At 71.9% G+C, this 24,261-nt stretch carries 23 protein-coding genes; 16 read left to right on the top strand and 7 right to left on the bottom strand.

Annotation, left to right across the window (positions count from 1 at the left end; genetic code table 11):
- Positions 1-261: 261 nt before the first annotated feature.
- The 6 genes from HNO83_RS07940 (at position 262) to HNO83_RS07915 (ending at position 5,006) form a co-directional block, all read left to right on the top strand.
- Entirely contained in the window at positions 262-1,056 is a 795-nt protein-coding gene (locus HNO83_RS07940; protein ID WP_175336978.1) for an SDR family NAD(P)-dependent oxidoreductase, read from the top strand.
- 9 nt (positions 1,057-1,065) lie between these two features.
- Complete coding sequence (locus tag HNO83_RS07935) at positions 1,066-1,404, top strand: alpha/beta hydrolase (RefSeq protein ID WP_175337028.1); 339 nt, start codon at positions 1,066-1,068, stop codon at positions 1,402-1,404.
- A 33-nt stretch (positions 1,405-1,437) separates the two neighbouring features.
- Positions 1,438-1,818, top strand: a complete 381-nt coding sequence (locus HNO83_RS07930) for an ArsR/SmtB family transcription factor (RefSeq protein ID WP_175336977.1) — start codon at positions 1,438-1,440, stop codon at positions 1,816-1,818.
- Positions 1,815-2,876 carry a cation diffusion facilitator family transporter gene (locus tag HNO83_RS07925; RefSeq protein WP_175336976.1) on the top strand — a complete coding sequence of 354 codons (1,062 nt, stop codon included), beginning with the start codon at positions 1,815-1,817 and terminating at the stop codon, positions 2,874-2,876. Before HNO83_RS07930 ends, HNO83_RS07925 begins: the two co-directional genes overlap by 4 nt.
- On the top strand, positions 2,873-3,481 hold the full coding sequence (locus tag HNO83_RS07920; protein WP_175336975.1) for a cation efflux transmembrane domain-containing protein: 609 nt from the start codon (positions 2,873-2,875) through the stop codon (positions 3,479-3,481). The genes HNO83_RS07925 and HNO83_RS07920 overlap by 4 nt, the downstream gene beginning before the upstream one ends.
- A gap of 259 nt (positions 3,482-3,740) precedes the next feature.
- Entirely contained in the window at positions 3,741-5,006 is a 1,266-nt protein-coding gene (locus HNO83_RS07915; RefSeq protein ID WP_175336974.1) for a calcium:cation antiporter family protein, read from the top strand.
- 130 nt (positions 5,007-5,136) lie between these two features.
- Here the strand turns inward: HNO83_RS07915 and HNO83_RS07910 are convergent, their stop codons facing one another.
- A complete protein-coding gene (locus HNO83_RS07910; protein WP_217498812.1) occupies positions 5,137-6,264 on the bottom strand; it encodes a DUF8462 domain-containing protein in 1,128 nt (375 codons plus the stop codon).
- Positions 6,265-6,537: 273 nt separating this feature from the next.
- Here HNO83_RS07910 and HNO83_RS07905 point away from each other — a divergent pair, with 273 nt between their 5' ends.
- Positions 6,538-7,410 carry a hypothetical protein gene (locus HNO83_RS07905; RefSeq protein WP_175336972.1) on the top strand — a complete coding sequence of 291 codons (873 nt, stop codon included), beginning with the start codon at positions 6,538-6,540 and terminating at the stop codon, positions 7,408-7,410.
- Between the two features lie 245 nt (positions 7,411-7,655).
- Here HNO83_RS07905 and pdxR read toward each other — a convergent pair whose 3' ends face one another.
- Positions 7,656-9,083 carry a MocR-like pyridoxine biosynthesis transcription factor PdxR gene (gene pdxR, locus HNO83_RS07900; RefSeq protein WP_175336971.1) on the bottom strand — a complete coding sequence of 476 codons (1,428 nt, stop codon included), beginning with the start codon at positions 9,081-9,083 and terminating at the stop codon, positions 7,656-7,658.
- Between the two features lie 47 nt (positions 9,084-9,130).
- Here pdxR and HNO83_RS07895 point away from each other — a divergent pair, with 47 nt between their 5' ends.
- Together HNO83_RS07895 and HNO83_RS07890 are read left to right on the top strand one after the other, a co-directional pair.
- Complete coding sequence (locus tag HNO83_RS07895) at positions 9,131-10,339, top strand: MFS transporter (protein ID WP_175336970.1); 1,209 nt, start codon at positions 9,131-9,133, stop codon at positions 10,337-10,339.
- Positions 10,340-10,451: 112 nt separating this feature from the next.
- The gene (locus HNO83_RS07890; RefSeq protein ID WP_175336969.1) at positions 10,452-11,594 is read left to right on the top strand and encodes an epoxide hydrolase family protein; all 1,143 of its coding nucleotides are present in this window, start codon (positions 10,452-10,454) and stop codon (positions 11,592-11,594) included.
- On the opposite strand, the gene HNO83_RS07885 is transcribed toward HNO83_RS07890, so the two are convergent.
- Positions 11,591-12,115 (bottom strand): DUF2127 domain-containing protein, encoded by a 525-nt coding sequence (locus HNO83_RS07885; protein WP_349627105.1) that lies wholly within the window; start codon positions 12,113-12,115, stop codon positions 11,591-11,593. The genes HNO83_RS07890 and HNO83_RS07885 overlap by 4 nt on opposite strands.
- Positions 12,112-13,344, bottom strand: coding sequence for a DNA polymerase domain-containing protein (locus HNO83_RS07880; protein ID WP_175336968.1), 1,233 nt, complete (start codon positions 13,342-13,344; stop codon positions 12,112-12,114). The genes HNO83_RS07885 and HNO83_RS07880 overlap by 4 nt, the downstream gene beginning before the upstream one ends.
- A 219-nt stretch (positions 13,345-13,563) precedes the next feature.
- Between HNO83_RS07880 and HNO83_RS07875 the strand changes: the two genes are divergently transcribed.
- The 5 genes from HNO83_RS07875 to HNO83_RS07855 are packed head-to-tail and all read left to right on the top strand — an operon-like array spanning position 13,564 to position 20,191.
- Complete coding sequence (locus HNO83_RS07875; RefSeq protein ID WP_175336967.1) at positions 13,564-15,204, top strand: ABC transporter substrate-binding protein; 1,641 nt, start codon at positions 13,564-13,566, stop codon at positions 15,202-15,204.
- Positions 15,182-16,195, top strand: a complete 1,014-nt coding sequence (locus HNO83_RS07870; RefSeq protein ID WP_175336966.1) for an ABC transporter permease — start codon at positions 15,182-15,184, stop codon at positions 16,193-16,195. The genes HNO83_RS07875 and HNO83_RS07870 overlap by 23 nt, the downstream gene beginning before the upstream one ends.
- Complete coding sequence (locus HNO83_RS07865) at positions 16,192-17,061, top strand: ABC transporter permease (protein ID WP_175336965.1); 870 nt, start codon at positions 16,192-16,194, stop codon at positions 17,059-17,061. The genes HNO83_RS07870 and HNO83_RS07865 overlap by 4 nt, the downstream gene beginning before the upstream one ends.
- Positions 17,061-18,770 (top strand): dipeptide ABC transporter ATP-binding protein, encoded by a 1,710-nt coding sequence (locus HNO83_RS07860; RefSeq protein ID WP_175336964.1) that lies wholly within the window; start codon positions 17,061-17,063, stop codon positions 18,768-18,770. The genes HNO83_RS07865 and HNO83_RS07860 overlap by 1 nt, the downstream gene beginning before the upstream one ends.
- Complete coding sequence (locus HNO83_RS07855; protein ID WP_175336963.1) at positions 18,767-20,191, top strand: NtaA/DmoA family FMN-dependent monooxygenase; 1,425 nt, start codon at positions 18,767-18,769, stop codon at positions 20,189-20,191. Before HNO83_RS07860 ends, HNO83_RS07855 begins: the two co-directional genes overlap by 4 nt.
- A gap of 85 nt (positions 20,192-20,276) precedes the next feature.
- Here the strand turns inward: HNO83_RS07855 and HNO83_RS07850 are convergent, their stop codons facing one another.
- Both HNO83_RS07850 and HNO83_RS07845 read right to left on the bottom strand, forming a co-directional pair.
- Complete coding sequence (locus HNO83_RS07850) at positions 20,277-20,639, bottom strand: UBP-type zinc finger domain-containing protein (protein WP_175336962.1); 363 nt, start codon at positions 20,637-20,639, stop codon at positions 20,277-20,279.
- Positions 20,636-21,940 carry an APC family permease gene (locus HNO83_RS07845; protein WP_175336961.1) on the bottom strand — a complete coding sequence of 435 codons (1,305 nt, stop codon included), beginning with the start codon at positions 21,938-21,940 and terminating at the stop codon, positions 20,636-20,638. The genes HNO83_RS07850 and HNO83_RS07845 overlap by 4 nt, the downstream gene beginning before the upstream one ends.
- A 174-nt stretch (positions 21,941-22,114) precedes the next feature.
- On the opposite strand from HNO83_RS07845, the gene HNO83_RS20570 reads away from it, so the two are divergent.
- Entirely contained in the window at positions 22,115-22,237 is a 123-nt protein-coding gene (locus HNO83_RS20570) for a hypothetical protein (RefSeq protein ID WP_283810069.1), read from the top strand.
- Between the two features lie 92 nt (positions 22,238-22,329).
- On the opposite strand, the gene HNO83_RS07840 is transcribed toward HNO83_RS20570, so the two are convergent.
- Complete coding sequence (locus tag HNO83_RS07840; RefSeq protein ID WP_175336960.1) at positions 22,330-23,019, bottom strand: SDR family oxidoreductase; 690 nt, start codon at positions 23,017-23,019, stop codon at positions 22,330-22,332.
- A gap of 141 nt (positions 23,020-23,160) precedes the next feature.
- Here HNO83_RS07840 and HNO83_RS07835 point away from each other — a divergent pair, with 141 nt between their 5' ends.
- Positions 23,161-24,159 carry a LacI family DNA-binding transcriptional regulator gene (locus tag HNO83_RS07835; protein ID WP_175336959.1) on the top strand — a complete coding sequence of 333 codons (999 nt, stop codon included), beginning with the start codon at positions 23,161-23,163 and terminating at the stop codon, positions 24,157-24,159.
- Positions 24,160-24,261 lie beyond the last annotated feature (102 nt).

The raw sequence follows: 24,261 nt of genomic DNA, 5'->3' as shown, positions 1-24,261 counted from the left end.
GTTTCGGGTACTTTCCATCGGGTTGCACGTAAAGCGTCGGGTGAATGGTGCGGCCGGCGGATCGCGAGCGGGTCGGGTTCGGGATTGTGTGCAGGCCGCGAGCGCAGCCCGCGATTGCGGTGGCCCAGCGAGTTTCGGGTTCGGCGGGTTGGATCGATCGTAGGACCGTGTCGGCATTTAAGCTGACACCCATTCGGGGGTGTTAATTCGAATTGCTCGCAGGTCTGGCCGCAGGGCGCCTTCTCCCCCTACGGTCTGGACATGGATCTCGGGCTCTCAGGGAAAGTCGCCGTCGTGACCGGCGCGAGCAAAGGCATCGGGCTTGCCATCGTGCAGGGCCTCGTCGCTGAGGGGGTGCGGGTCGTCGCCGGCGCGCGATCCTCCACTCCGGAACTCGACGAGCTGGTCGCCGGCGGGAGCGTCCTCTTCGAGAGCGTCGACCTCACCGAGCCGGACGCCCCTGCGCGCCTCGTCGCGCGCTCCGCCGAGTGGGGCGGGCTGGACATCCTCGTCAACAACGTGGGCGCCCTCACGTTCCGCTTCGAGGGCTTCCTGGCGATCACCGACGAGCAGTGGCTCAATTCGCTGAACCTCACCTTCCTGGCCGCGGTCCGCACCACGCGTGCTGCGATCCCGCTGCTGCTGGAGCGCGGCGGCGGCAATGTCGTCACCATCGGATCGGTCAACGCCTTCCTCCCCGACCCGCCCGTGGTCGACTACTCGGCGGCGAAGGCGGCGGTCTGGAACCTGTCCAAGGCGCTCTCCAAGGAGTTCGGCCCGCAGAACATCCGCTTCAACGTCATCAGCCCGGGTCCGGTCGCGACCCAGCTCTGGCTGGGCGACGACGGCGTCGCCGCCACGGCGGCCAGGAACATGGGGGTCGACTTCGACACGGCCCGCGACCGCGTCGTGGCCAGCCAGGGCGGCTTCTCGACCGGACGCTTCACGCAGCCGTCGGAGGTCGCCGACCTGGCGCTGCTGCTGGCGAGCAACCGCGCGGGCAATGTCACGGGGGCCGACTTCCTCATCGACGGCGGCCTCATCAAGACCCTCTGAACCACCGCAATCGAACGCTCGACCCACAAGGCGTGGACCATCCCGGGACCGGGCCGCCCGCTCTTCGAGGACGCGACGGCGAACTTCGTCCGCAACTCGCCGGCCGCGGTCGACGCGCACACGGCGGTGCGGGGCCCGCTGCTGCTCGGCTCGGGGACAGAGGACCACACGGTGCCGAGGTCGGTGACGGCCGCGGTGGCGAAGCTCTACTCCGACAACACGTCGTCGGTGACCGAGTTCCACGAGTACGAAGGCAAGGGCCACTCGCTCACCATGGACTCGGGCTGGCAGGACGTGGCCGACGACGTGCTCGACTGGTTCGCGGCGAAGGGTTACGCGGCCGTGTGACCGCTCCGGCGCGGATCGGGTTAGTATCTGCGTATGGATGCAGATAAGCCGATTTGCGGTCGCCTTCCCGACAGCCAGTACGTCGAGCTCGCGGTCGAGGTGTTCGGGATGCTGGCCGACGCGACCCGCGTGCGGATCGTGCTCGCCCTGAAGGACGCCGGCGAGCTGTCCGTGAACCACCTGGCGGACATCCTGGACAAGCAGCCGTCGGCCGTGTCGCAGCACCTGGCGAAGCTCCGCCTCGCCCGCATCGTCTCCACCCGGCAGGACGGGCAGCGCGTGTTCTACCGGCTCGAGAACGAGCACGCGAGCCGGCTGGTGACCGACGCGATCTTCCAGGCGGAGCACTCGCTCGGCGGGACGCCCCGGCACCACCACCCCGAGGCCGCGGCGACGGACGAGGCGACGGCGTGAGCGGGACGCACACGCACGAGCACGATCACGGGCATGACCACTCGCACGGGCATGACCACGAGCACGAGCACGAGCACGAGCACGGGCACGACCACGGGCACGACCACTCGCACCCGCACGGCGGGGTGAAGGGCTTCATCTACGACCTCTTCGTCCCGCACACGCACGACGCCGCCGACTCGGTGGACGACGCGCTCGAGGCCAGCAAGGCCGGCGTGACCGCGGTCAAGGTGTCGATGTTCATCCTGCTCGGCACGACCCTGCTGCAGCTGCTCTTCGTGGTGGTGACCGGGTCCGTCGCACTGCTGGCCGACACCATCCATAATTTCGCGGACGCCCTGACGGCGGTGCCGCTGTGGATCGCCTTCGTGCTCGGCCGCCGCGTCGCCACCCGGCGCTACACGTTCGGGTTCGGCCGCGCGGAAGACCTGGCCGGGCTGTTCATCATCTTCGTCGTCGCGCTCTCCGCGGTGGTCGCCGGCTGGGAGGCGATCGACCGCTTCATCCACCCGCGGCCGGTGGAGAACGCCTGGTGGCTGATCGCCGCGGGCCTCATCGGGTTCGCGGGCAACGAGCTGGTCGCGATCTACCGCATCCGCGTCGGACGCAGGATCGGCTCCGCCGCCCTCGTCGCCGACGGCGTGCACGCGCGCCTGGACGGGGTCACGTCGCTCTCGGTGGTGCTCGGCGCGATCGGCGTGCTGCTCGGCTTCCCGATCGCCGACCCCATCATCGGACTGCTCATCTCGATCTCGATCCTGGTGCTGCTCTGGGGCACCGTGAAGTCCGTCGGCGCGCGGCTGATGGATGCGGTCGACCCGCAGCTGCTCGACCGCGCCGAGCACGCGCTGGGGCACGTGGACGGGGTCACGGGCGTCCGCGACGTCAAGCTGCGCTGGGTGGGTCACCGCCTCCTCGGGTCCGCGGTCGTCGCCACCGACGCTGCGAGCCTGCACGACGCCGCGCACGTGGCCGAGCACGCCTCGGAGCGCGTCCGGGCCGAGCTGCGCAACCTCGACGACTTCGTGGTCACACCCACACCCGGGCACCACGGATGACCGACCTGGCGCCGGACCGGCGGAACGAGCTCCTCCGCACCGGCTTCGCGCTGGAGTGGATCACGCTCGGCTGGAACGTCGTCGGCGTCGTCGTGCTCGCGTTCCTCGCCGCGACGTCGGCGTCGGTCGCGCTGGCCGGGTTCGGGCTCGACTCGCTGATCGAGATCGGCGCGAGCACCGTCGTGATCTGGGAGCTGTCCGGCACCGGGGAGCACCGCCAGCGGCTCGCGCTCCGGCTCATCGGCGCCGCGTTCGTCGCCCTCGCCGTCTACCTCCTCGTGCAGACGGCGGTCGCCCTGCTGACCGGCCACCAGCCGGACGGCAGCCTCGGCGGCATCGTCTGGACCGGCGTCACGGCCGTCGCGATGTTCGTCCTCGCGGCGCTGAAGGCCAGGACCGGACGCGCGCTCGGCAACCCGGTGCTGCAGAAGGAGGGCCGCGTGACCATGGTGGACGGCCTGCTCGCCTGCGCCGTGCTGCTCGGCGTGCTCCTCAACACCCTCCTCGGGTGGTGGTGGGCCGACTCGGCGGCCACCCTCGTCATCGTCTACTACGCGGTCCGGGAGGCCGTCGAGATCTTCCGCGAGACGGCCCGGCCGACATGAGAGTTAGCCCGCGCTGAACACTGGGAATCCGCCCGCCCGCCCGACGTGGCCGGGCGCGGATTGACAGAATGGACGGGCGAAGGGGAGTAGCTCCTCGCCCGGTCACCCGGGCGTGAGGGCACGTCGACATACTGGCCGCGTCGGTGCGGCCCGGCGTGCCTCCCGTATCCGGGCGAGCGAGACCTTCGGTCCCACCACGGCGACCGGACTCTCCTTGCTGCATGCTGTCCGGCGCCCTCGACCGAGAGGCCTGAGACACATGACCACCACTGAGACACGCGCGCCCGCGTCCCGCTCGCTCCGGCGACTCGTCATCCCCCTGGGGATCGTCGCCCTCGTCGTCGCCCAGGGCGTCGCGCTGCGCCTGAGCGGCATCGAACCGGCTCCGCTGGTCGGCATCCTGATGTACGGGCTCGCCATCGTCGCGGCCGCGTTCGCGCTGGCGTGGGCCGGCGAGGCGGCCGAGGTCGACATCTCCGGCGGACTCGCCGTCGGCCTGCTGGCGATCATCGCGATCCTCCCCGAGTACGCTATCGACCTCTACTTCGCCTTCACCGCGGGCTCGGACCCGGGCCAGGCCCAGTATGCGGCGGCCAACATGACGGGATCGAACCGGCTGCTGCTCGGCTTCGGCTGGCCGTTCATCCTCCTGGTCGCCTTCCTCGTGTTCCGTGGAGCCCGTCGCCGGAAGGCGAGCGTCGACCCGGATGTCCGGACGCGACCCTTCGCCATCCGGCTCCCCGACGACAACCGCGTGGAGCTCGGGCTGCTGCTGATCGCCTCGCTGCTCACACTGCTCATCCCGCTGACCGGGCAGATCCACGTGCTCCTCGGGGTCGCTCTGCTCGCCCTGTTCGTCTACTACCTGTGGCGCGTCTCCACCGGCGAGAGCGAGGAGCCCGAGCTCGTCGGCGTGCCCCATGCGATCGGGTCGCTTCCGACGGTCGCGCGCCGCATCACCGTCATCGGCATCTTCGTGCTGGCGGCCGTCGTCATCCTGCTGCTCGCGGAGCCGTTCGCGCACAGCCTGATCGCCGGCGGACGGGCGGCCGGGATCGACGACTTCCTGCTCGTGCAGTGGCTGGCGCCGCTGGCCTCGGAGGCGCCCGAGTTCGTCATCGCGATCATCTTCGCCGCCCGCGGCAAGGCGGCGATGGGCGTCGGCATCCTGCTCGCCAGCAAGGTCAACCGGTGGACGGCGCTGGTCGGCACCCTGCCGATCGCGCACCTGATCGGCGGGGGTGGCTGGGCGCTGCCCATGGACGGCCGCCAGGTGGAGGAGTTCGTGCTCACGGCGACGCAGACTCTGCTCGGCGTCGCGATGCTGATCGGGCTGCGCTTCTCCGGACGCTGGGCCGCCGCACTGTTCGTCCTGTTCGCAGCGTCATTCGTCTTCACCTCGACGGAGGCCCGCTGGATCGTCTCGGGCCTCTACGCCGTCCTCGCCGTCGCGCTGTTCGCACGCCACGCGGCGCTGCTGCCGCAGACCTTCGCGGCGCCGTTCCGCCGGGTCGCCAAGGAGTGAGGCCGGCGGTTTCGCGTTCCGGTCCTCCATGGTCAGCTGATCGTCGGCGTTCCGCCTGGAGCCGAAGCCGTCCCTGGCCTGCTCGATCGGGGGCTGTCGCTCTCGGGTCGCTCCTCCGGTGGCATGGTCGTCAGTTGTCGTCGTGGATGCGGATGTAATCGGCGAAGCCGGGGATCGTGAACTCGAGGGCGCCGCGACGGCTCGCTTGGATGAACCCGCGGTTCAGGAGCCGGTCGCGGGGCACGGAGAGGCTGGCGCTGGTCACGCCGAGCCGTTCTGCGATGTCGATCCGGCGGACGGAACCGTCACCCAGCTGTGCCATCGCGGTCATGAAGTCGCGCTCCATGTCGGTTGCGTTGGACCACCGCGCCCGGAATAGCGCCTCCATATCGTCCTGCATCGCTTCCCGGCCAGCCAGGACATGGGGGAGTTCGATCCATGCCCCTGGGTCTGGCCGTCCAGCCGCGGTCCAGGCCGCGTCGCCGATCAGCTGCACCAGGTAGGGGTAGCCGCGCGCGGTATCAAGCGCGAGCGCGAGCGCTTCCGGCCTCCACTCGACGCCCTGCAGGCGAGCGGGAACGATCAACGCCAACTCCTCATCCTGGGGCTGTAGAGCGGGCAGGGGCCGGTAGGCGAAGCGTTCGCTGGCAGTGGCGGCACCAGAGATGACGTCGGCCGAATTCGGAAGACCTGCAGCGAATACCGCCGCCGGCACGTCCGCACCCTCGCTCTGCAGGTGCTGCCAGGCATACGCGAGAGTGCGTAGCCCGTCGGGATCAGCTGCCTGGATCTCGTCGATCAGGAGAACCACTGCGGTGTGCTTGTCTCCTGCAGCGGCGACGCGGATCACGGACTCGAACTCCCGGCTCATCGACGGTACCGCCGGGGCGTGAGCGCCGGGGCGCACCGTCGCCTCGACGCCAGCCACCGCCGGCACCCCTACCCGAACCGTGAGCGAATCCAGGGTGGCGCCGAACTTGCGACGGGCCGTTTCGCTCCAGGCCGCTGTTTCCCGCGCAAGTTCGGCCGCAATCTGGCCTATGAGGTGGCCCTCGCCCGCGGTCACCCACACCGCGAGAACGCCGCGATTGCGAGCACGGCGCTGATAGTTCCGCAACAGCGAAGTCTTGCCGAACCCGCGCGGCGCGTGGTCGACGTGGATACGTCCGTCCAGCCGACGCAGGTCGACGAGGTAAGACAGGCGCTCCTCGAAATCGGCCAGCTGCCTTGTGCGGCCAGGGACCTCGGGGGCGATCACACCAGGGGTGTATGGGCTCGGTTGCACCCTGTGACCTTATCGTGTTTTATACGAGAGCTGTTCTATAAAAGACGATCGTCGCACCGTCGGTACCCATCGACAGCGGCGAGCGGCTATCCCGACCTGTCGGACCACGTTCCCACCAGACGCCGCTGAATGTCGTGAAGCGTGCGGTCCCGCTTATGCTGCCCCGCGACGGCATCCCGTCGATGGATGTCTCCCACCGGCAAGGCGCGTCCCGCCTGCCGGAACGCACGGAAGGAGGAGCCGGCTGTGGACTCCCATCCCTCCTTCGACGATGGCGTTCCTTCCGACGGGGACGCACTACGCGCTTCCTCTGAACGGGCACCGACGGCCCGATCTGTCGCGGCGATCGTCATCACTGACGACCTGCTGATCACGATGGATCACGCCCTTCCGCGCTACTACCTCACGGCAGACGAGACATGGGCGGAAGCCCTGATCGCCCGTCTGCGCGACGACCTGAAGGCGATGGTCGACGTGGAGCGGGTGGTGATGTCGAATCGCCGGAGCACGAGCGACGGGAACACGGTCGAAGAGCGTTGGTATCTCTGTCGTCTCCGTTCGATGCCGGAGGTGGACGGTCGCGTGGGTTGTCTCACCCGTGCGGAGGTCGAGAGCGGGCAGGTACTCGACCTCGCGGAGCCGCTCGTGCGGGTCCTGCGGGAGAACTGGCCGGCGGCGCCCGCCACCCCGATCGAACCCGTCACGCTGCGCGATCGGGCCGCTGGTCACGCCCCTCCGCAGGACCCGAACCCGCAGGCAGGAGTGGCCCGTGAGGCCGGGCTTCGGCTATCCGAGGGTGCCTGGAGCTCGGGTGAGGGCATGCGGGTCGTCCGGATGACGCAGGGGACGCTCGACATCGACGATGGGGGAGAGGTGCTGAGACTCTTCGGCGAACTCACCTTGAGCGGCTTCATCGCGTGGATCGGAGGGATCGAACTCCTGCATCCGGAACGGCGTCGTCTTTCAAAGCAGGAGCAGCTGGATTCGGCTCTGGGAATCGCCCGGCGATGGGCCGATCCTGAGTTCCACATCAGCTTCCTGGACGAGCGAGATGAACTGGTCTGCCACACCGACAGTGGGCGAGGGCGACGACGCCGGCGATATCGGCGCTGGTGGTGACGGCGACGAGCGCCTCGGTCGGCGCCATCCAGACCAGGGCTGCTCGGCCGGTGGACACCGGGTACCGCTTCTCTCCGCCGGAGCGGCCGTCTTCTCCCACAGCGACGTGGTGGAGGACTCTGGAAATCGAACCAGACAAGTCGCCCCGATAGGCGAGTCCCCCTCGGACGGTCCGACTATAGCGGGGCGCGCCCACGGCGGTCGACATCCTGTGTCCGTCGGCACCTGGCGTGTCCGCCGCCGCCTCAGGGTCCGAGGAGGTCGGCGACGGCGTGGACGCCCGCGCGGATGGCCTCCTCGGACGTGTTCCCGAAGCCGAACACGAGCTGCGGTGGACGTGTGCTCCCGTTCGAGCGGTAGGTGCTCATCCCGTAGAGGCCGACGCCGCGGGCGCGTGCTGCATCGACGATCGCCGTCTCGTCCGCGCCTTCCGGGAGGTGGGCGACGGCGTGGAAGCCTGCCGCGAGTCCGGTGAGCCGGAGGTGCGGTGCGCGTGCGCCCAGCGCCGACGCGAGCGCGTCGCGCCTGGCGCCGTACAGGGTGCGCATCCGGCGCAGGTGGCGGTCGTAGCGGCCCGACTCGATCAGGCGGGCGAGTGCGACCTGGTCGAGCGTCGGGGCTCCCCGGTCCGCGGACTCCTTGGCGGCGGCGACCCCGTCCATGAGGTGCGCCGGAACGACCGCCCAGCCGAGGCGCAGCGCCGGAGCGAGGGACTTGCTCACGGTGCCGAGCGTCACCACCCGGTCGGGCGCGAGGCCTTGGAGCGAGCCGACCGGCTCCCGGTCGTAGCGGAACTCGGCGTCGTAGTCGTCCTCCACCACGATCGCGTCCCGGCGTTCCGCCCACTCGAGCAGCCGGAGGCGGCGGTCGGCGGCGAGCACGACACCGGTCGGCCACTGGTGCGCCGGCGTCAGCACGACGGCGCGGGCGCCGCTCGCATCCAGCGCCGCCACGTCGATGCCGCGCTCGTCGACGGGGACCGGGACGGCCGAGCCGCCGACGGCCTCCGCGGCGCGCGTCACCGTTCCGATGGACCCGGGGTCTTCCACCGCGAAGCGGGACACGCCGCGCTCCGCGAGCGCACGGAACGTCACCGCGAGCCCCTGCGCGAACCCGGCGCAGACGATCACCCGAGAGGGATGCGCGTTCATCCCCCGCACGCGACGAAGGTACGACGCGACCACGTTCCGGAGCGCGGGGTCGCCGCGCGGATCGCCGTAGTCGAACGCCGCGTTGGGGGCCGTCCTCGTCGCTTCGCGCAGCGCCCACAGCCAGTCGTCGCGCGGTACGGTGCCCAGGTCGGGCACGCCGGACGCGAAGTCGGCGATCCGGAGGCGGCTGCCGGGCCGGGCCGCGCCGGGCGGGTCCTCGGGGAGTCCGTCCGCCTCCGCCGGCTCCACCCGCAGGTCGGCGACCCGCGTGGCCGAACCGACCTGTGCGACCAGGTACCCCTCCGAACGAAGCTGCTCATAGCAGTCCTGCACGGTTCCCCTGGCGACGCCGAGGCTCCCGGCGAAGTCCCGGGACGACGGCAGCCGCTCGCCCGCGCCGAGCCTGCCGGTCTGGATCGCGGCGCGGAGTTGCGTCTGCAGCTGCGAACGCAGCGGCTCCGGCGAGCCGCGATCCAACCGGATCAGCAGCTCGGGAGCAGAATTGGACCACTCCACGGTCATGGCAATGGATCTTACCGCTGTGCCACCCGATTCCTAGTGTCGACTGCATGAGCACGACGACCGTCCCCACCGCGACCACCTCGCCCACCACGACCCGCCGCCCGCGGCTGGTGACGACTCCGCTCCTCCTGCGCTTCGCCTCGATCGTGGCCTGCTCGGTGAGCTTCTTCCTCCCGCTGGCCGTGGTCCCCCTGCTCGCCGGCAGCACGTCGCCGATCGCCGGCGGACTCGCCAACGGCGCACTGCTGGCGGCGACGGTCGCGGGCGAGCTCGCCTCGCCGTGGCTGATGCACCGCCTCGGCGCGCGGACCGTGCTGGCGGCCGGTCTGGTGCTGCTCGGCGCGCCCACCTTCCTGCTGCTCGCCTCGACCGCCGTTCCGGCCCTGGTCGGCGTCGGCGTGCTCCGCGGGCTCGGCTTCGCGCTCGCGATCGTCGCGGGCGGTGCGGTCACGGCGGCCCTCGTACCGCCCGAGCGCCGGGGGGAAGGACTGGCGCTCGCAGGGCTCGTCAGCGCCGTCCCGTCGCTCGCCGCGCTCCCTCTCGGGGTGTGGGTCACAGCCGCCGCCGGCCCCTCCGCCGTCTTCGCCGTCGCCGGCGCGGGGCCCCTGCTCGCCCTCGCGAGCCTTTCGGGGCTGAGCGGTGCGGTGCCGCGGACTCCGGGCCGGACGCGCAGCGCGTCCGCCTCGACGGCGGCGTCGTCGGGGATCCTGGCCGGGCTCCGGTCGCCCGCCGTGCTGCGGCCGGCGCTCGTCTTCGCCGGTTCCGCCGCGGTCGCCGGGGTGGTGGTCACGTGCGTGCCCGGCGCGCTGACCGGGTCGGCGGCATCCATCACCCCGGCCCTCCTCCTGCTGCAGCCCGCGACCGCCGCCCTGGGGCGCTGGGTCGCCGGGCGCTACGGCGACCGCCTCGGGCATCGCCGCCTGTTCGCGCCGGGCATCCTGCTCTCCGCGGCTGGGATGGCCGCGATGGCGGCGACGTCGAGCGCACCGTTGGTCCTGATCGGCGGCGTCGTGTTCGGCCTCGGGTTCGGTGCGCTGCAGAACGCCACGATCGCGGCGATGTACGACGGTGCCGACCGGGCCCAGTACGGCACTGTCAGCGCCCTCTGGAACGCCGGCTACGACGGTGGGATGGCCATCGGGGCCCTCGCCGTCAGCCTGCTCGCGTCGCTCATCGGGGCCGCCGCCGCGTTCCTGGCGCTGGCCCTGGCGCTGCCGATCGTGCTGGTGCTGGTGCGCCGCGCGGCGACCGCGTGACTCCGGCCGGCATCCCCATCCTCACCGTACCGGAGCCGCGGGGGCTTGCCGCAAGGGGGCTGGGACCGTGAAGAATGGCAGGTCTCACGACATCCCTGCAGAAGGAGACCGCTTGTCCGAGACCCGGGCCACGTCCGCCGCACCGTCCGTCCCCGAACCGTTCCACCTGCACCTCCCCGACGAGGTGCTCGCCGACCTCCGGCAGCGGCTGGAGCGCACCCGATTCCTCCCGGCCACCGACGTCGGCCGCCCTGCGGGCCTCGGCGGATCGCGGCTGAAGGAGCTGGTGGACGCCTGGCTGGCGTTCGACTGGCGGGCGGAGGAGGAGCGGCTGGAGCGCTACGAGCAGTTCACGGCGACGGTGCGCGGGCACCGCATCCACTTCGTCCGGGTGCGCCCGACCCGGCCGGCCGAGCGGGTCGTCCCGCTGCTCCTGCTGCACGGCTGGCCGAGTGCGTTCACCGAGTACCTGCCGCTGGCGGACGCGCTCGCCGCGGCGGCGACCGGCGAGCTCGCCTTCGACATCGTCGTGCCGTCTCTGCCCGGCTTCGTCTTCTCCGAGCTGCCGGACGGGCCGCTCACCCGCGCCGCCATCGCGGAGGACCTGCACGAGCTGATGACGGTCGCGCTCGGGTTCGACCGCTACGGCGCGTTCGGCGGCGACATCGGCGGAGCCGCCGCGGGCTGGCTGGGGGCGTTGCACCCGGAGGCGATCGTCGGCCTGCAGCTGATCCATCCGCCGTTCCCGGCCGACGACAGCCCGCAGGACGACCGGGAGGCCGCTTACCTGGAGGCGCTCGGCGAGTACGACGAGGAGGACGGCGGCTACAGCGCGATGATGGGAACCCGTCCGGACACCATCGCGGCGGCGCTGGCCGACTCCCCTGCCGGCCTGCTGGCGTGGATCGCGGACAAGTGGGACGACTGGGCCGACGGCGGACTGGCGGCGGTCGAGGCCGCCGACCTCTTCCGCGTCGCAACCCTGTACTGGGCGACGGGGACGATCGCGACCTCGTTCCGGCAGTACTTCGACTGGTCGTTCAACGAGCCGCGCGCGGCCGTCGCCGCCCCGACCGCACTGCTGCTCAGCCGGGAGCCGTGGCTCGAGGGCTTCCCGCCCTCGCTGGCGGAGCGCGCCGTGACCGACCTCCGCAGCGTCGAGGTCGCCGGGGCGGGCGGCCACTTCATGGCTCTGGAGCAGCCCGAGCGCACGGCGGAGGCCGTGCGGAGGTTCTTCGGCGAGCTCGCGGGCTAGGCCTGGCGCGGCTGTGGGCGCCGGAACACCCACGCGACCGTCTGGCGCCAGGTGGTCCGGAGCTCCCTGCCCCGCCGCCACTCCCGCCAGGTGAGCCAGATGATGACCGCGTCGAGCACCGTGAGCACGGCGACCGCGACCGACGGCCGCACGACGAGTTCGTACACCTGGAAGACGAGGAACGCGCCGAGCGCCGCCATGGCCCACGGGTAGACGCGGCGGGTCCCGACCAGCAGCGCCACCACGATCGCGAGCTTCACCAGGCCGTGGAGCAGCAGGTAGGCGGCGACGAACCAGACCGAGCGGCCGTGGAGGTGGGCGGCGCCGTGCAGCACCAGGTTGGCGATCAGGTCGTGCGGGTCCTCCGCCAGCTCGCCGGCGGTCGCGCGCTCGGCGGCCCGCTGCAGCTGCGCCGGTGGCACGAACAGCAGCACTGCGCCGCCGACCAGCTCGAACAGCCCGTCGAGGCCCTTGAACAGCACCCCGATGAGGAACACGAGGTCGAGGACGCGCTCCTTCACGGCCGGCCGGCCCACTCCCTGCCGGCCCAGGGGTCGTAGTCGGCGACGAGCTCCTCCTGTTCCGGACGCTGCGCCTCCGGAACGTGCTGCAGGTTCACCCGCACGCGGTACCAGAGCGAGCTCGACCCGCGCATCCCGTCGACCAGCTCGTCGGCGGGGCTGAGGTGCTCCACGACGCCGGGATGCGCTGCCTTCCAGCGCTCGAGCGCCTCCACCGCCTCCGGCTTCGTCCTGGTGCGAGCGACTTCGACGAGCGGCATGGTCGAGACCCGGCGGCCCGCGCCGTCGCCCGAGCGCGGCGGCTTCTCCGCCGGGCCGAGCTCGCGGGCGAGAGCGAGCAGGCCGTCCAGCGAGCCGACGGCGTCGTCGATGCCGGCGTGCGGGTCGCCGCGCTCGGCGAAGCGCTCCAGCACGGTCGGCACCGTGAACTCCTCCGGGCGGCGGGAGCGCACCTCGTCCCAGTCGAGCGGCGTCGAGACCCGCGCGTCGGGCAGCGGGCGGATGGAGTAGGCCGACGCGACGGTCCTGTCCTTCGCGTTCTGGTTGAAGTCGACGAAGACGCTCTCGCCGCGCTCCTCCTTCCACCAGCGCGCCGTCGCCAGCCCGGGCGCGCGGTTCTCCACCTCGCGCGCGAGCGTCTCGGCCGCCAGGCGCACGTCGGAGAAGCCCCAGTCCGGGCGGATGCGGACCAGGATGTGCAGCCCGCGCGACCCGCTCGTCTTCGGCCAGCCGACCAGGCCGTTGTCCTCGAGCACCTCGCGGGCGACGAAGGCGACGTCGACGATCTGCGACCAGTCGACGCCGGGCATCGGGTCGAGGTCGACGCGCAGCTCGTCCGGATGGTCGAGGTCCTCCGCCCGGACGGCGTGCGGGTTGAGGTCGAGGCAGCCGAGATTGGAGACCCAGGCGAGGCCCGCGGCGTCGCGCAGCACCGCCTCCTCGGCGGAAGTCCCGCTCGCGTAGCGCAGAGTCGCGGTGCCGATGTACGGCGGGTGGTTCTCGGGCACGCGCTTCTGGAAGAACGGCTCCTGGCCGAGGCCCTTGGCGAAGCGCTTCAGCACCATCGGCCGGCCGCCCGCGCCGCGCAGCGCCCCCTCGGCGACCGCGACGTAGTAGTTGGCGAGGTCGAGCTTGGTCAGCCCGGGCTCCGGGAACACGACCTTGTCGGGATGCGAGATGCGGACCTCCTGGTCGCCCGCCTCCACAAACGCCTCCGCCCGTGCACTCATGCCGCCACCGTAACCGGCGGCAGCCTCCCGGACCAGTGCCGCCGTCCGTCGGGGCTTCGGCCTGAAAACGTTCGAATTCTCCGACGTCAGTCGGCCCAACAGGAGATTCGAACGTTCGACTGCTCACGACGGAGGGTGCAACAGAACGTCATCGGAGGTCGACCTCTGTTGCGGATTCCAGGATTCTGATGCGCACCCCCGATGCCTCAAGGAGTCCTCATGCGTTCCCGTACCTCCCGTTCCCTCGGCGCCGCGGCCGTCGTCCTGACCGGCGTGCTCGCGCTGTCGGCCTGCGCCTCCGGCTCCGACGCCGCGAGCGGCGGCGGCCAGAAGGTCACCGGCGGCACCATCGTCTACGCCCACCAGCAGGAGCCGGCGTGCGTCTTCGGCGGCTGGATCGAGCAGGCGTACCTGTCGTACCAGGTGCTCGACAACCTCACCTCCCTCGACGAGAACCACAAGGTGGTCCCGTGGCTCGCGACCTCCTGGAAGCAGTCCGACGACGGCCTCACCTGGACTTTCGACCTCAAGAAGGGCGTCAAGTTCACCGACGGGACGTCGCTCACCGCCGCGGCCGTCGCCTACAACTTCGACTACTGGGTGAAGGGCGGCAACAGCACCGCCAAGGTCTGGCTCGACGGGTACTACAAGGACGCGAAGGCGATCGACGACACGACCCTTCAGGTGGACCTCTCCCGCCCCTACCCGCGGCTGGCCGACAACCTGACGCAGGGCTACTTCGGCATCCAGTCGCAGCACGCGCTGGAAACGCGCACGAAGGAGCAGAACTGCGAGGCCCCGATCGGCTCCGGCGCCTTCATCGTCGACAAGTGGAACCGCGGTCAGGACATCATCCTGAAGAAGAACAAGGGCTACACCTCGCCGCCCGCGAACGCGAAGCACACCGGGCCCGCCTATGTGGACGAGATCGACTGGAAGTTCGTCGCCGACCCGACCACCCGCGTCGCTGCGCTGCAGGGCGGCCAGGTGGACGCGATCTACGACGTGCCGGCCGTGCAGTGGAACACGCTGAAGTCCGGCGGCTACCAGCTGGAGAAGTACGTCACCGCCGGCCGCCCGCAGCAGATCTCGTTCAACACGCAGCAGGGTCCGTTCACCGACGAGAAGGTGCGCCAGGCCTTCGCCTACAGCCTCGACCGCAAGCAGATCGTCGACACGATCGGGCGGGGCGTCATCCCGTTCGAGGGCAACGGCGGCGTCAGCCAGACCACGCCCGGCTACAGCGAGAAGGCGGCCGGCTGGTACAGCCAGGACGTCAAGAAGGCGAACGCCCTGCTGGATGCCGCGGGCTGGACCCGCAGCGGCAGCACCGGCGTCCGCGAGAAGAACGGCACGAAGCTGACCGTCTCGCTCCCGTACGGCGCCGGCTCGATCATCAACGCCGACGGCGCCGCGATCCTCCAGGGCGTCAAGGAGCAGGCCGACAAGGTCGGCTTCGACGTGAAGCTGGTGCCGGTGCCGCAGAGCGAGTTCTTCTCGGGCAAGTACGCGGCACCCGACACGCACGATCTCGCCGCCGGCTACTGGACGGCCGTCACCGCGGGCATCCTCTACATCAACTGGCGCCCGTCCACCCCGGACGACCCCAACTACGCGAACGCGGCGTTCTACAACGACAAGACGCTCGAGCAGTACATCCTCGACGGCAACTCGGCGTCGACCGTGGAGGCCCAGAACGCCTCCTACGAGAAGGCGCAGGACTACATCGCCGAGCACGCCCTGGCGATCGGCGTCTACGACCGGCTGAGCACGCTGGCCGTCGCCACGAAGCTCCACGGCGTCTGGCAGGAGCACGCACAGGGAGGACCGACGTTCTATGACGCCTACTTCGTCAAGTGAGCTGACCGCGGGGCCGATCGCGCAGAACGCGATCCGGCCCCGCCGGGCCCGCGCCGTCGGCGTCACGATCCTCCGCAAGGTGGGCGCCGCGCTGGTCGTGCTGTGGGGCGCCGCGACGGTCGCGTTCTTCGCGCAGCTGGCGCTGCCGGGGGACAGGGCGACGACCATCCTGAACATCCGGGCCGGCCAGGCGCAGGCCAGGACGCCGGAGGAGCTGGCGCAGATCAACCAGCAGTACGGCCTCACCCGACCGGTGATCGTGCAGTACTTCGACTACCTGCGCGGGCTGGTCTCCGGCGACTTCGGCACCTCCTACCAGCAGTACCGGCCGGTCACTGCGATCATCGGCGAGCAGCTGGGCGCGACGCTCACACTGTCGCTTGCGGCGATCGCGTTCGCCTGGGTGATCATGGTGGTCTGGGTGACCCTGACGGCCGGCCGCGGTCCGCGCGTCGGCGGCGTCGGTCCGACGGTGGATGTGGTGACCGCGGGCCTGCCCGCCTACTGGCTCGGCATCATCCTGCTGCTGGTGTTCGGCCTCGGGCTGCACTGGTTCCCGATCATCAGCGGAACCTCGCCCGCCGGGATCGTGCTGCCCGCGCTGACCCTCGCGATCCCGCTGGCCGGCTTCATGTCGCAGAGCGTGCGTTCCGAGTTCGAGCGGTCGCTGGAGCAGCCGTTCGTGCTCTCGGCGCGCATGCGCGGGATGGGCGAGTGGGGCATCCGGCTCCGGCACGTCCTCCGCCACGCGGTGATCCCCGCGGTGACCCTGTCGGGCTGGGCGCTCGGCGCGACGCTCTCCGGCGCGGTCATCGTGGAGTCGATCTTCTCCCGGCCGGGCATCGGCTCGGTGCTCGTCTCGGCGGTCAACTCGCAGGACCTCCCGGTCGTCACCGGGATCGTCACCCTCGTCGCGGTCGTGTACGTCGCCGCGAACCTCATCGTGGACGTCGTCTACACCGTCATCGACCCCCGGCTGGAGCTGACATGACCGCCCTCGGAACGCCGCCGGTCGCGGCGGCCCGCACCACCGCCCTCGGCACCCGCCTCGCGCGTGCGCCCTGGGGGCTGTACCTCGCGATCGCCTTCGCCGCGCTGCTGCTCGTGGCCGTCGTCGCCCCTCAGGCGCTGACGACCCACCTCCCGACCGCGATCGACTACCAGGCCGCGCTGCAGCCGCCGAGCCTCGCGCATCCCTTCGGCACCGACGAGTCGGGCCGCGACCTCTACACGCGCGTCGTCTGGGGCGCCCGCGACTCGCTCACGATCGGGCTCGGCGCGGCGGCAGTCGGCGTCGGCCTCGCGCTCATCCTGGGCACGCTCGCCGCGCTCGGCGTCAAGCCGGTGGCCGTCGTGATCGACCGGTTCGTGGAGGTCCTGTTCGCCTTCCCCGCGCTGCTGCTCGCCCTGCTGCTCATCGCGATCGCCGGGCCCAGCGCGGCGACGCAGGTGCTCGCGGTCGGGATCGGGACGGCGCCCGGCTACGCCCGCATGATCCGCGGCCAGATCCTCGGCGCGCGCGACTCGGGCTACGTCGAAGCCGCGACCGCGCTGGGGCACTCGCGCTGGCGGATCGTGCGCGCCCACATCCTGCCGAACGCCCTGCGCCCGCTGGTCGCGGTGTTCGCGCTGTCGATCGGGCAGTCGATCGTGTGGGCGTCGAGCCTGTCGTTCCTCGGGCTCGGCGTCGCCCCGCCCGCGTCGGAGTGGGGCGCACTGCTCGACGCCGGCCGCCAGTACCTGACGACCGCCTGGTGGCTGGTCGTCATCCCCGGACTCGTGATCGTCGCCGTGGCGCTCGCCGCGACGACCATCGGCCGGCACATCCAGGCGCGCCTGGAGAAGGGAGAGCGGTGATGAGCATCGTCGAACGCGACACCGACGGGGTCGTGGAGCAGCTGGACTGGCCGGCGACCCGCCTGCGCGTCCGCAACCTGCGCACGGCGTTCACGGTGGACGGGGTGCAGCGTCCCGTGGTCCACGGCGTGAGCTTCGACCTGCGGCCGGGGGAGTGCGTGGCCATCGTCGGCGAGTCCGGGTCGGGCAAGTCGGTCACAGCGCGCTCGCTCGTCGGGCTCGCCGGCCGGTCGGCCACCGTGCAGGCGGACGAACTGAGCATCCACCACGAGGACGTCCGCGGCTTCACGGCGCGGCAGTGGAAGCGGATCCGCGGACGCGACCTCGGCTTCGTGCTGCAGGACGCGCTGGTCTCGCTCGACCCGCTGCGCCCGGTCGGCCGCGAGATCGAGGAGGCGCTCCGGCTGCACGGCTGGGGCGACAGGAAGGCGCGGCGCGAGCGCGTGCTCGACCTGCTGACGCGCGTCGGCGTCCCGTTCCCCGCGGTGCGGGCGAAGCAGCGTCCCGACCAGCTCTCCGGCGGCCTGCGCCAGCGCGCCCTGATCGCCTCGGCGATCGCGCTCGATCCGGACATCGTGATCGCCGACGAGCCCACCACCGCGCTCGACGTCACCGTGCAGGCGCAGGTGCTCGACCAGCTGGAGCGGATGAAGGAGCGCGGCGCCTCGGTCGTGCTCATCAGCCACGACCTCTCCGTCGTCGCCCGGCTCGCCGACCAGATCCTGGTCATGCGCGGCGGCGAGGTGCTGGAGCAGGGCACGGCAGCGCAGGTGCTCGGCGACCCGCAGCACGAGTACACCCGGGCGCTGATCGCCGCGGTGCCGAGCGAATCCACCCGCGGTCATGCGCTCACGCCGGGAGCCGCCGCGCTGCCCGCGAAACCGGCGCCGGGCGAGGTCGTGCTCGCGGCGACCGACCTGGTGAAGCGGTTCCACACCTCCGACGGGACCGTGACCACGGCAGTCGACCACGTCTCGTTCGACCTGCGGGCCGGCGAGACGCTGGGCATCGTCGGCGAGTCGGGATCGGGCAAGAGCACCACCGCGCGCCTCGCGCTCGGGCTCGAGTCGCTCGACGGCGGCACCGTGACCCTGCTCGATCGGCCGTGGGCGCCGCTGCCGGAGGCGCGACGGCGCGAGCTGCGCAGCCGCATCGCCGTGGTGTACCAGGACCCGCTCAGCTCCTTCGACCCGCGCTGGACGGTGGAGCGCATCCTGAGCGACGCCCTCCGCTCCGAGCGGTTCGCGACGCCCGGCGACCGTCGCGCGCGCATCGTCGGGCTGCTCGCGCAGGTCGGCCTGCCCGAGAGCGTGCTCCCGCGGTTCCCGCTCACGCTCTCCGGCGGTCAGCGGCAGCGCGTCGCCATCGCGAGAGCCCTCGCGCCGCGTCCCGATGTGATCGTGCTCGACGAGGCGGTGTCGGCGCTGGATGTGACCATCCAGGCCCAGATCCTCGACCTGCTCGCCGTGCTGCAGCGGGAGTCCGGGGTCGCCTACCTGTTCATCTCCCACGACCTCGGCGTCATCAGCCACCTCAGCGACCGCGTGCTCGTGATGAAGGACGGCGTCGTCGTCGAGGAGGGGACGCCGCAGGACGTGTTCGAGCGCCCGCAGCACGCCTATACTCGTGCCCTGATCGCCGCCATCCCCGAGTTCGACCCGCGGGCCGTCGCGGCCGCATCCACCCCCGAAAGCGAGACCGCCGCATGAGCGAGCCGAAGCAGCTGTTCGTCAACCTGTTCGAGATGGCCTGCGTGAGCCACATCACGCACGGGCTGTGGCCGCTGCCCGGCAACAACCGGGAGCGGTTCGCCGACCTCGACTACTGGCTGGAGCTGGCGCAGCTGCTGGAGCACGGCGGCTTCGACGGCATCTTCCTGGCCGACGTGATCGGGGCGTACGACGTGTTCCGCGGCGGACCGGAGACCGCGCTGCGGGAGGGGCTGCAGAGCCCGAACCTCGACCCGCTGCTGCTCGTGCCCGCCATGGCCGCGGTGACCGAGCGGCTCGGCTTCGGGGTCACCTTCTCGACGACCTACGAGCCGCCGTTCGCGTTCGCCCGGCGCATGTCCACTCTCGATCACCTCACCAAGGGCCGCATCGGCTGGAACATCGTCACCTCCTACCTGCCGAATGCCGCGCGCAACTTCGGCCTGGACGGCGAGGTGCCGCACGACGTCCGCTACCGCTACGCCGACGAGTACCTCGACGTGCTCTACAAGCTGTGGGAGGGGTCGTGGGACGACGACGCGGTGGTCGCCGACCGCGCGTCCGGCGTCTTCACCGACCCGTCGAAGGTGCGGTACATCGACCACGTCGGCGAGCGGTTCCGCGTCGCAGGGCCGCACATCGTCCACCCGTCGGTGCAGCGCACGCCCACCCTGTTCCAGGCGACCGGCTCGCCCGCGGGCATCGAGTTCGCCGGCCGGCATGCGGAGGTCGTCTTCACCGGCGGCCGCACGAGCGACGAGTTCCGCCGCAACGCCGACGGGATGCGGGATGCGGCAGAGCGGCACGGGCGCGAGCGCGACGACATCCGGTTCATCGCGATGGCCGGGGTGATCGTCGGGCGCACGCAGGAGGAGGCCGAGGACAAGTGGCGGCTCTACCGCGAGCACGCCAGCCTCGACGGCATCCTCGCGCACAGCAGCCTGCCGGTCGACCTGACCGCGTTCCCGCGCGACATCACGGTGCGCGAGGCGCTGGCGCGCGCGGAGTTCCCCGCGTCGAAGGTGCCGTACCTGCCGCTCGACACGACCGTCGGCGCCGCGCTCGACTTCATCAAGCAGGGCCGCGACGAGCGCTTCCTCGTCGTCGGCGACCCGAAGACGGTCGCCGACGAGATCGAGCGCTGGCTGGACGAGGACGGCCTCGACGGCATCAACCTCCGCCAGTACCACTCGTTCGACACGGCCCGCGACTTCGCCGAGCTCGTCGTCCCGGAGCTGCGCCGCCGCGGCCGCTTGCCGCAGGAGGGCGAGGTTTCGGGGACGCTGCGCGAGCGGCTCTTCGGAGCCGGCCGCAGCCGCCTGCCCGAACGGCACATCGGCGCGCGGTACCGCGGCGGTGCGAACCTCGACGTCCCCGTCGAGCCCCTCCGCCTCGACTTCGAGCACTCCGCCTCGTTCTGACCGGCGACCGCTGCAGTTTGGAACGTCTGCGCCTGCGCGCGCATCCGCAGACGTTCCGAACGGCCGCAGTCGCGGTCGGGAGGCGCTAGGCGCGCTCCTGCAGCAGGCGCTGCCAGTCGCGCGGCACGCGGTCGGCCGGCCCGGGGACGGTCTGGTCGACCGGGTGGCTGTGCGGCGCGGCGAGCTCGGGGCCGGTGGCGAAGGACTGCGTGCGGTAGTCCCAGTACCAGTCCTCGCCCGGCTCGAAGCTCTGGATGAGCGGATGCCCGGTCGCCGCGGCGTGCTTCGTCGCGTGGGTGTTCAGGGAGTCGTCGCAGCAGCCGACGTGGCCGCACTCCGCGCAGCGCCGCAGGTGCACCCACCAGCTGCCGGTCCCGTCGCATTCGACGCATCCGGGGCCCGACGGCGGGACGGCCGGGTCGATCCCCTCCAGGTGCTGCGCGCTCATCCTTCCCCTCCCTGTCCTCGTCCGCGGTGCTCCCGGCGGGCCGCGCGGGCGGCGAACCGGAGTCGCACGAAACGGTAGCCGATCCCGACGGCGACCACCACGACCCCGGCGACGATCGCGCCGGGCGGCAGCGTCGCCACCAGCACGACGCAGCCGATCGCGCCGGCCACCGCGAGAACGCGCGGGTAACGCCGGTGCGCGCGGTCCTGCGTCCAGGCGGAGAGGTTCGCGATCAGGTAGTAGAGCAGCACGCCGAACGACGAGAAGCCGATCGCGGCGCGGAGGTCGGTGACGGCGACGAGCACGCAGACCACCAGTCCGAGCACCAGCTCAGCCCGGTACGGCACCCGGAAGCGCGGGTGCACGGCGGAGAACCACGCCGGGATGTCGCGGTTGCGCGCCATCGCGAGGCTGGTGCGGCCGATCCCCGCGATCATGGCGAGCAGCGCACCGAGGGCCGCCGCCGCCGCGCCGACCCGGATGACGACGCCCGGCCAGGCGGCACCGGAGGTGTCCGCCACCGCGCTCAGGGGCGCGGCGACCTCGGCGAGCCCGGCAGCGCCGATCGCGTGCAGCGCCGACAGGGCGACGAGGGCGTACACGACGAGCGTGATCGAGAGCGCAGTCGTGATGGCTCGCGGGATGGTGCGGGCCGGATCCACCACCTCCTCGCCCATCGTCGCAACGCGCGCGTAGCCGGCGAACGCGAAGAACAGGAATCCGGCCGACTGCAGCACGCCGTACGCGCTCACGGCCGGCCCGGGCTGACCGGCGCTGGCCGCGGTGTGCGTGAAGCCGACGACGACGGCGACGGTCAGCGCCACCAGCGAGACGGCGACCAGGATGCGCGTCAGCAGCGCGGTGCGCGTGACGCCGAGCGTGTTGACCACGGTGAGCGCGGCGACGGCCAGCACCGCCACCGGCTTCACCCACGGGCCCGGCACGGCGTAGGTCGCGAAGGTCAGCGCCATGGCCGCGGAACTCGCGGTCTTGCCGATCACGAACGACCAGCCGGCGAAGAACCCCGGCCACTCGCCCAGCCGCTCGCGGCCGTACACGTACGTCCCGCCCGAGGTCGGGTACTGCGCGGCGAGCTGCGCCGACGAGGTCGCGTTGCAGAACGCGATGAAGCCGGCGATCAGCAGCCCGACCAGCAGGCCGGCGCCGGCCGCCGCGGCGGCCGGCGAGAACGCGGAGAAGACGCCGGCGCCGATCATCGAGCCGAGGCCGATCGCGATCGCGTCGCCGAGGCCGAGGCGCCGGGCGAGCGCGCCGTCCGGGGTCGGTGATGCCGTGGTCACGGGTGGGCCTCCTTCGGCGTCGCCGGTCTCAGGGCTGCAGCGGGGAGAGCTCCTCCTCGCCGGTCGCAGTGTAAGGCAGCGCGGTGACGAAGACGTGCCGGGTGGCCCGCCCTGGACGGGCGCGGCGCGACGGCGTACCGTCCGCGCGGTCAGGACAGAACGGAAGGAAGACGCATGAGCGACGAGAAGGACCGCCCCGACGCCGACGAGCTGCCCGACGGCTCCGGCTCCGACGGCAGCGCCCCCGAGCCCGGTGAGGACACCGTCTCCGGCGGCGGCCCCGACGACCCCAAGTAGCCCCGCCCCCAGCCATCAGCTCCTGAGTTCTTAGACCGAAACGCGCGTTCTCGCGCGAATAACTCAGGAGCTGTTGGCGTGGGATGAGCGGGTCAGCGGCGGTGGAACGGGCGGACGCTGAGCGACTCGATGGTGCCGGTCGGCGGGAGGTCGACGGCGGTGCGGACCGTTGCGGCGACCATCTCGGGGGTGATCGTGTAGCGGGCGTCGTAGTCGTGGCCCTCCCGGGCGACGAGCGCTCGCTGCATGTCGGTGTCCACGCGGCCGGGGTGGATGCTGGTGACGCGCACGCCGTTCGGCCGCTCCTCCTCGCGCAGGGCGTCGGTGAGGGCGCGGAGGGCGAATTTCGAGCCGGCGTAGACCCCGCCTCCCGGTCCGCTCGCGAGCCCGGAGCCGCTGTTGATCGCGACCACCAGTCCGCCTGCAGCGCGCAGCGCGGGCAGCGCGCGCCGGGTGAGCGCCGCGACCGCGAAGACGTTGGCCGCGAAGACGTGCTCCCAGGTCGCCGCGTCGGTCTCGGCGATGGTGCCGCCGTCCTCCACCCCGGCCGAGTGCACGAGCACGTCGAGGCGGTCGGGCAGCGGCGGGAGGGTCTCGCCGCTCAGGTCGGCGACGAGGTCGGCCACGTAGGGCTCGGCCGACGGCAGCTCGGCGACGACCGCGCCGACGGCGGCGGCATCGCGTCCCCCGACCAGGATGTGGTGCGTCCGGCCGAGGTCGGCGGCGATCGCACGGCCTATCCCGCGCGAGGCGCCGGTCACGAGGGCAACGGGTCTGTCCATCCTTCGACCCTACGCGCCCGATTCGCGCCGTGCAGGCGGCCGCGACTCGTGACGAATGAGCGCGATTCGTCACGAACGGCAGCCATTCGTGACGAATCACGCACGGGCGGCGGCCCGCGCCGCGTGCCCTAGGGTGTGGATGTGCAGGGTGAGGAACGCGCGCCGGGCGTGCGGGAGGTCGCGGCGGCGGCCGGCGTGTCCCGGCAGACGGTGTCGCGGGTGCTCAACGACCACGCGAGCATCCGCCCGGAGACCCGGGCCCGCGTCCTCGCGGCGATGGAGGAGCTCGACTTCCGCCCGAACCGGGCCGCCCGGATGCTGACCACCGCCCGCTCGCGCACGATCGGCGTGCTGGCGTCGTCCGCCTCCTCGCTGTTCGGTCCCGCGTCGAGCATCGACGCCGTCGAGGACGCCGCCCGCGAGGTCGGCTACGCCGTGACCGTGGCGCACGCCGCGTCCCTCGAGCCGTCCGACCTCGGCGCCGCGCTCGACCACCTGCGCGCGCAGGCCGTCGAGGGGGTCGTCGTGATCGCGCCGCAGCAGCGGGTCCAGGATGCGATGGCGCACCTCGCCCTGACCGTCCCGTCGGTCACGCTGCACGGCGCAGGGGACGCCGCCGACGAGGGCGTCTTCGTCGACCAGCTGCTCGGCGCGCGCCTGGCCACCCGCCACCTGCTCGAGCGCGGCCACCGCCGCATCGCGCACCTCGCCGGTCCAGGCGACTGGTCGGAGGCGCGGGCGCGGCGCGAGGGCTTCCTGGCGGAGATGGAGGCCGCGGGCGCCGACGCCGTCGTGTCGCGGGAGGGGGATTGGACGGCCGCATCCGGCGCCGAGATCGGGGCCGAGCTGGTGGCGGATGCGTCGATCTCGGCCGTGTTCGCGTCCAACGACCAGCTCGCGCTCGGCGTGCTGCACGCGGCCCGGCTCGCCGGCCGGGACGTGCCGGGCGACCTCGCCGTGGTCGGCTTCGACGACATCCCGGAGGCCGCCTTCTTCGCGCCGCCCTTGACGACCGTGCGGCAGGAGTTCGCCGAGCTGGGCCGCCGCTGCGTCGCCCGGCTGGTGGCGCTGATCGAGGGCGGCGACCTGGCGTTCGAGGAGCCTGTGGCGCCCGTGCTCGTGGTGCGCGAGTCGTCCTGACGGCGCACGCCCGGGCTCGCCGGGGGAGTCGACTGGCGCGACCTGCCGCCCCTGACGTATGCTCGCAACACGCAATGTGACCGGTCACACGAAGGAGTGGAT

It is taken from the genome of Leifsonia sp. C5G2 (assembly GCF_013359685.1).
In the GTDB taxonomy this organism is placed as follows: Bacteria; Actinomycetota; Actinomycetes; order Actinomycetales; family Microbacteriaceae; genus Leifsonia.
The sequence above is the reverse complement of the archived record's forward strand: the minus strand, read 5'-3'. Positions and strand labels throughout refer to the sequence as shown.

Excerpts from the sequence above, each read along its gene's own strand:
- HNO83_RS07940 (WP_175336978.1), top strand. The coding sequence starts at position 262 with ATGGATCTCGGGCTCTCAGGGAAAGTCGCCGTCGTGACCGGCGCGAGC.
- HNO83_RS07930 (WP_175336977.1), top strand. The coding sequence starts at position 1,438 with ATGGATGCAGATAAGCCGATTTGCGGTCGCCTTCCCGACAGCCAGTAC.
- HNO83_RS07920 (WP_175336975.1), top strand. The coding sequence starts at position 2,873 with ATGACCGACCTGGCGCCGGACCGGCGGAACGAGCTCCTCCGCACCGGC.
- HNO83_RS07915 (WP_175336974.1), top strand. The coding sequence starts at position 3,741 with ATGACCACCACTGAGACACGCGCGCCCGCGTCCCGCTCGCTCCGGCGA.
- pdxR (WP_175336971.1), bottom strand. The coding sequence starts at position 9,083 with ATGACCGTGGAGTGGTCCAATTCTGCTCCCGAGCTGCTGATCCGGTTG.
- HNO83_RS07895 (WP_175336970.1), top strand. The coding sequence starts at position 9,131 with ATGAGCACGACGACCGTCCCCACCGCGACCACCTCGCCCACCACGACC.
- HNO83_RS07880 (WP_175336968.1), bottom strand. The coding sequence starts at position 13,344 with ATGAGTGCACGGGCGGAGGCGTTTGTGGAGGCGGGCGACCAGGAGGTC.
- HNO83_RS07875 (WP_175336967.1), top strand. The coding sequence starts at position 13,564 with ATGCGTTCCCGTACCTCCCGTTCCCTCGGCGCCGCGGCCGTCGTCCTG.
- HNO83_RS07870 (WP_175336966.1), top strand. The coding sequence starts at position 15,182 with ATGACGCCTACTTCGTCAAGTGAGCTGACCGCGGGGCCGATCGCGCAG.
- HNO83_RS07865 (WP_175336965.1), top strand. The coding sequence starts at position 16,192 with ATGACCGCCCTCGGAACGCCGCCGGTCGCGGCGGCCCGCACCACCGCC.
- HNO83_RS07860 (WP_175336964.1), top strand. The coding sequence starts at position 17,061 with ATGAGCATCGTCGAACGCGACACCGACGGGGTCGTGGAGCAGCTGGAC.
- HNO83_RS07855 (WP_175336963.1), top strand. The coding sequence starts at position 18,767 with ATGAGCGAGCCGAAGCAGCTGTTCGTCAACCTGTTCGAGATGGCCTGC.
- HNO83_RS07850 (WP_175336962.1), bottom strand. The coding sequence starts at position 20,639 with ATGAGCGCGCAGCACCTGGAGGGGATCGACCCGGCCGTCCCGCCGTCG.
- HNO83_RS20570 (WP_283810069.1), top strand. The coding sequence starts at position 22,115 with ATGAGCGACGAGAAGGACCGCCCCGACGCCGACGAGCTGCCCGACGGC.
- HNO83_RS07840 (WP_175336960.1), bottom strand. The coding sequence starts at position 23,019 with ATGGACAGACCCGTTGCCCTCGTGACCGGCGCCTCGCGCGGGATAGGC.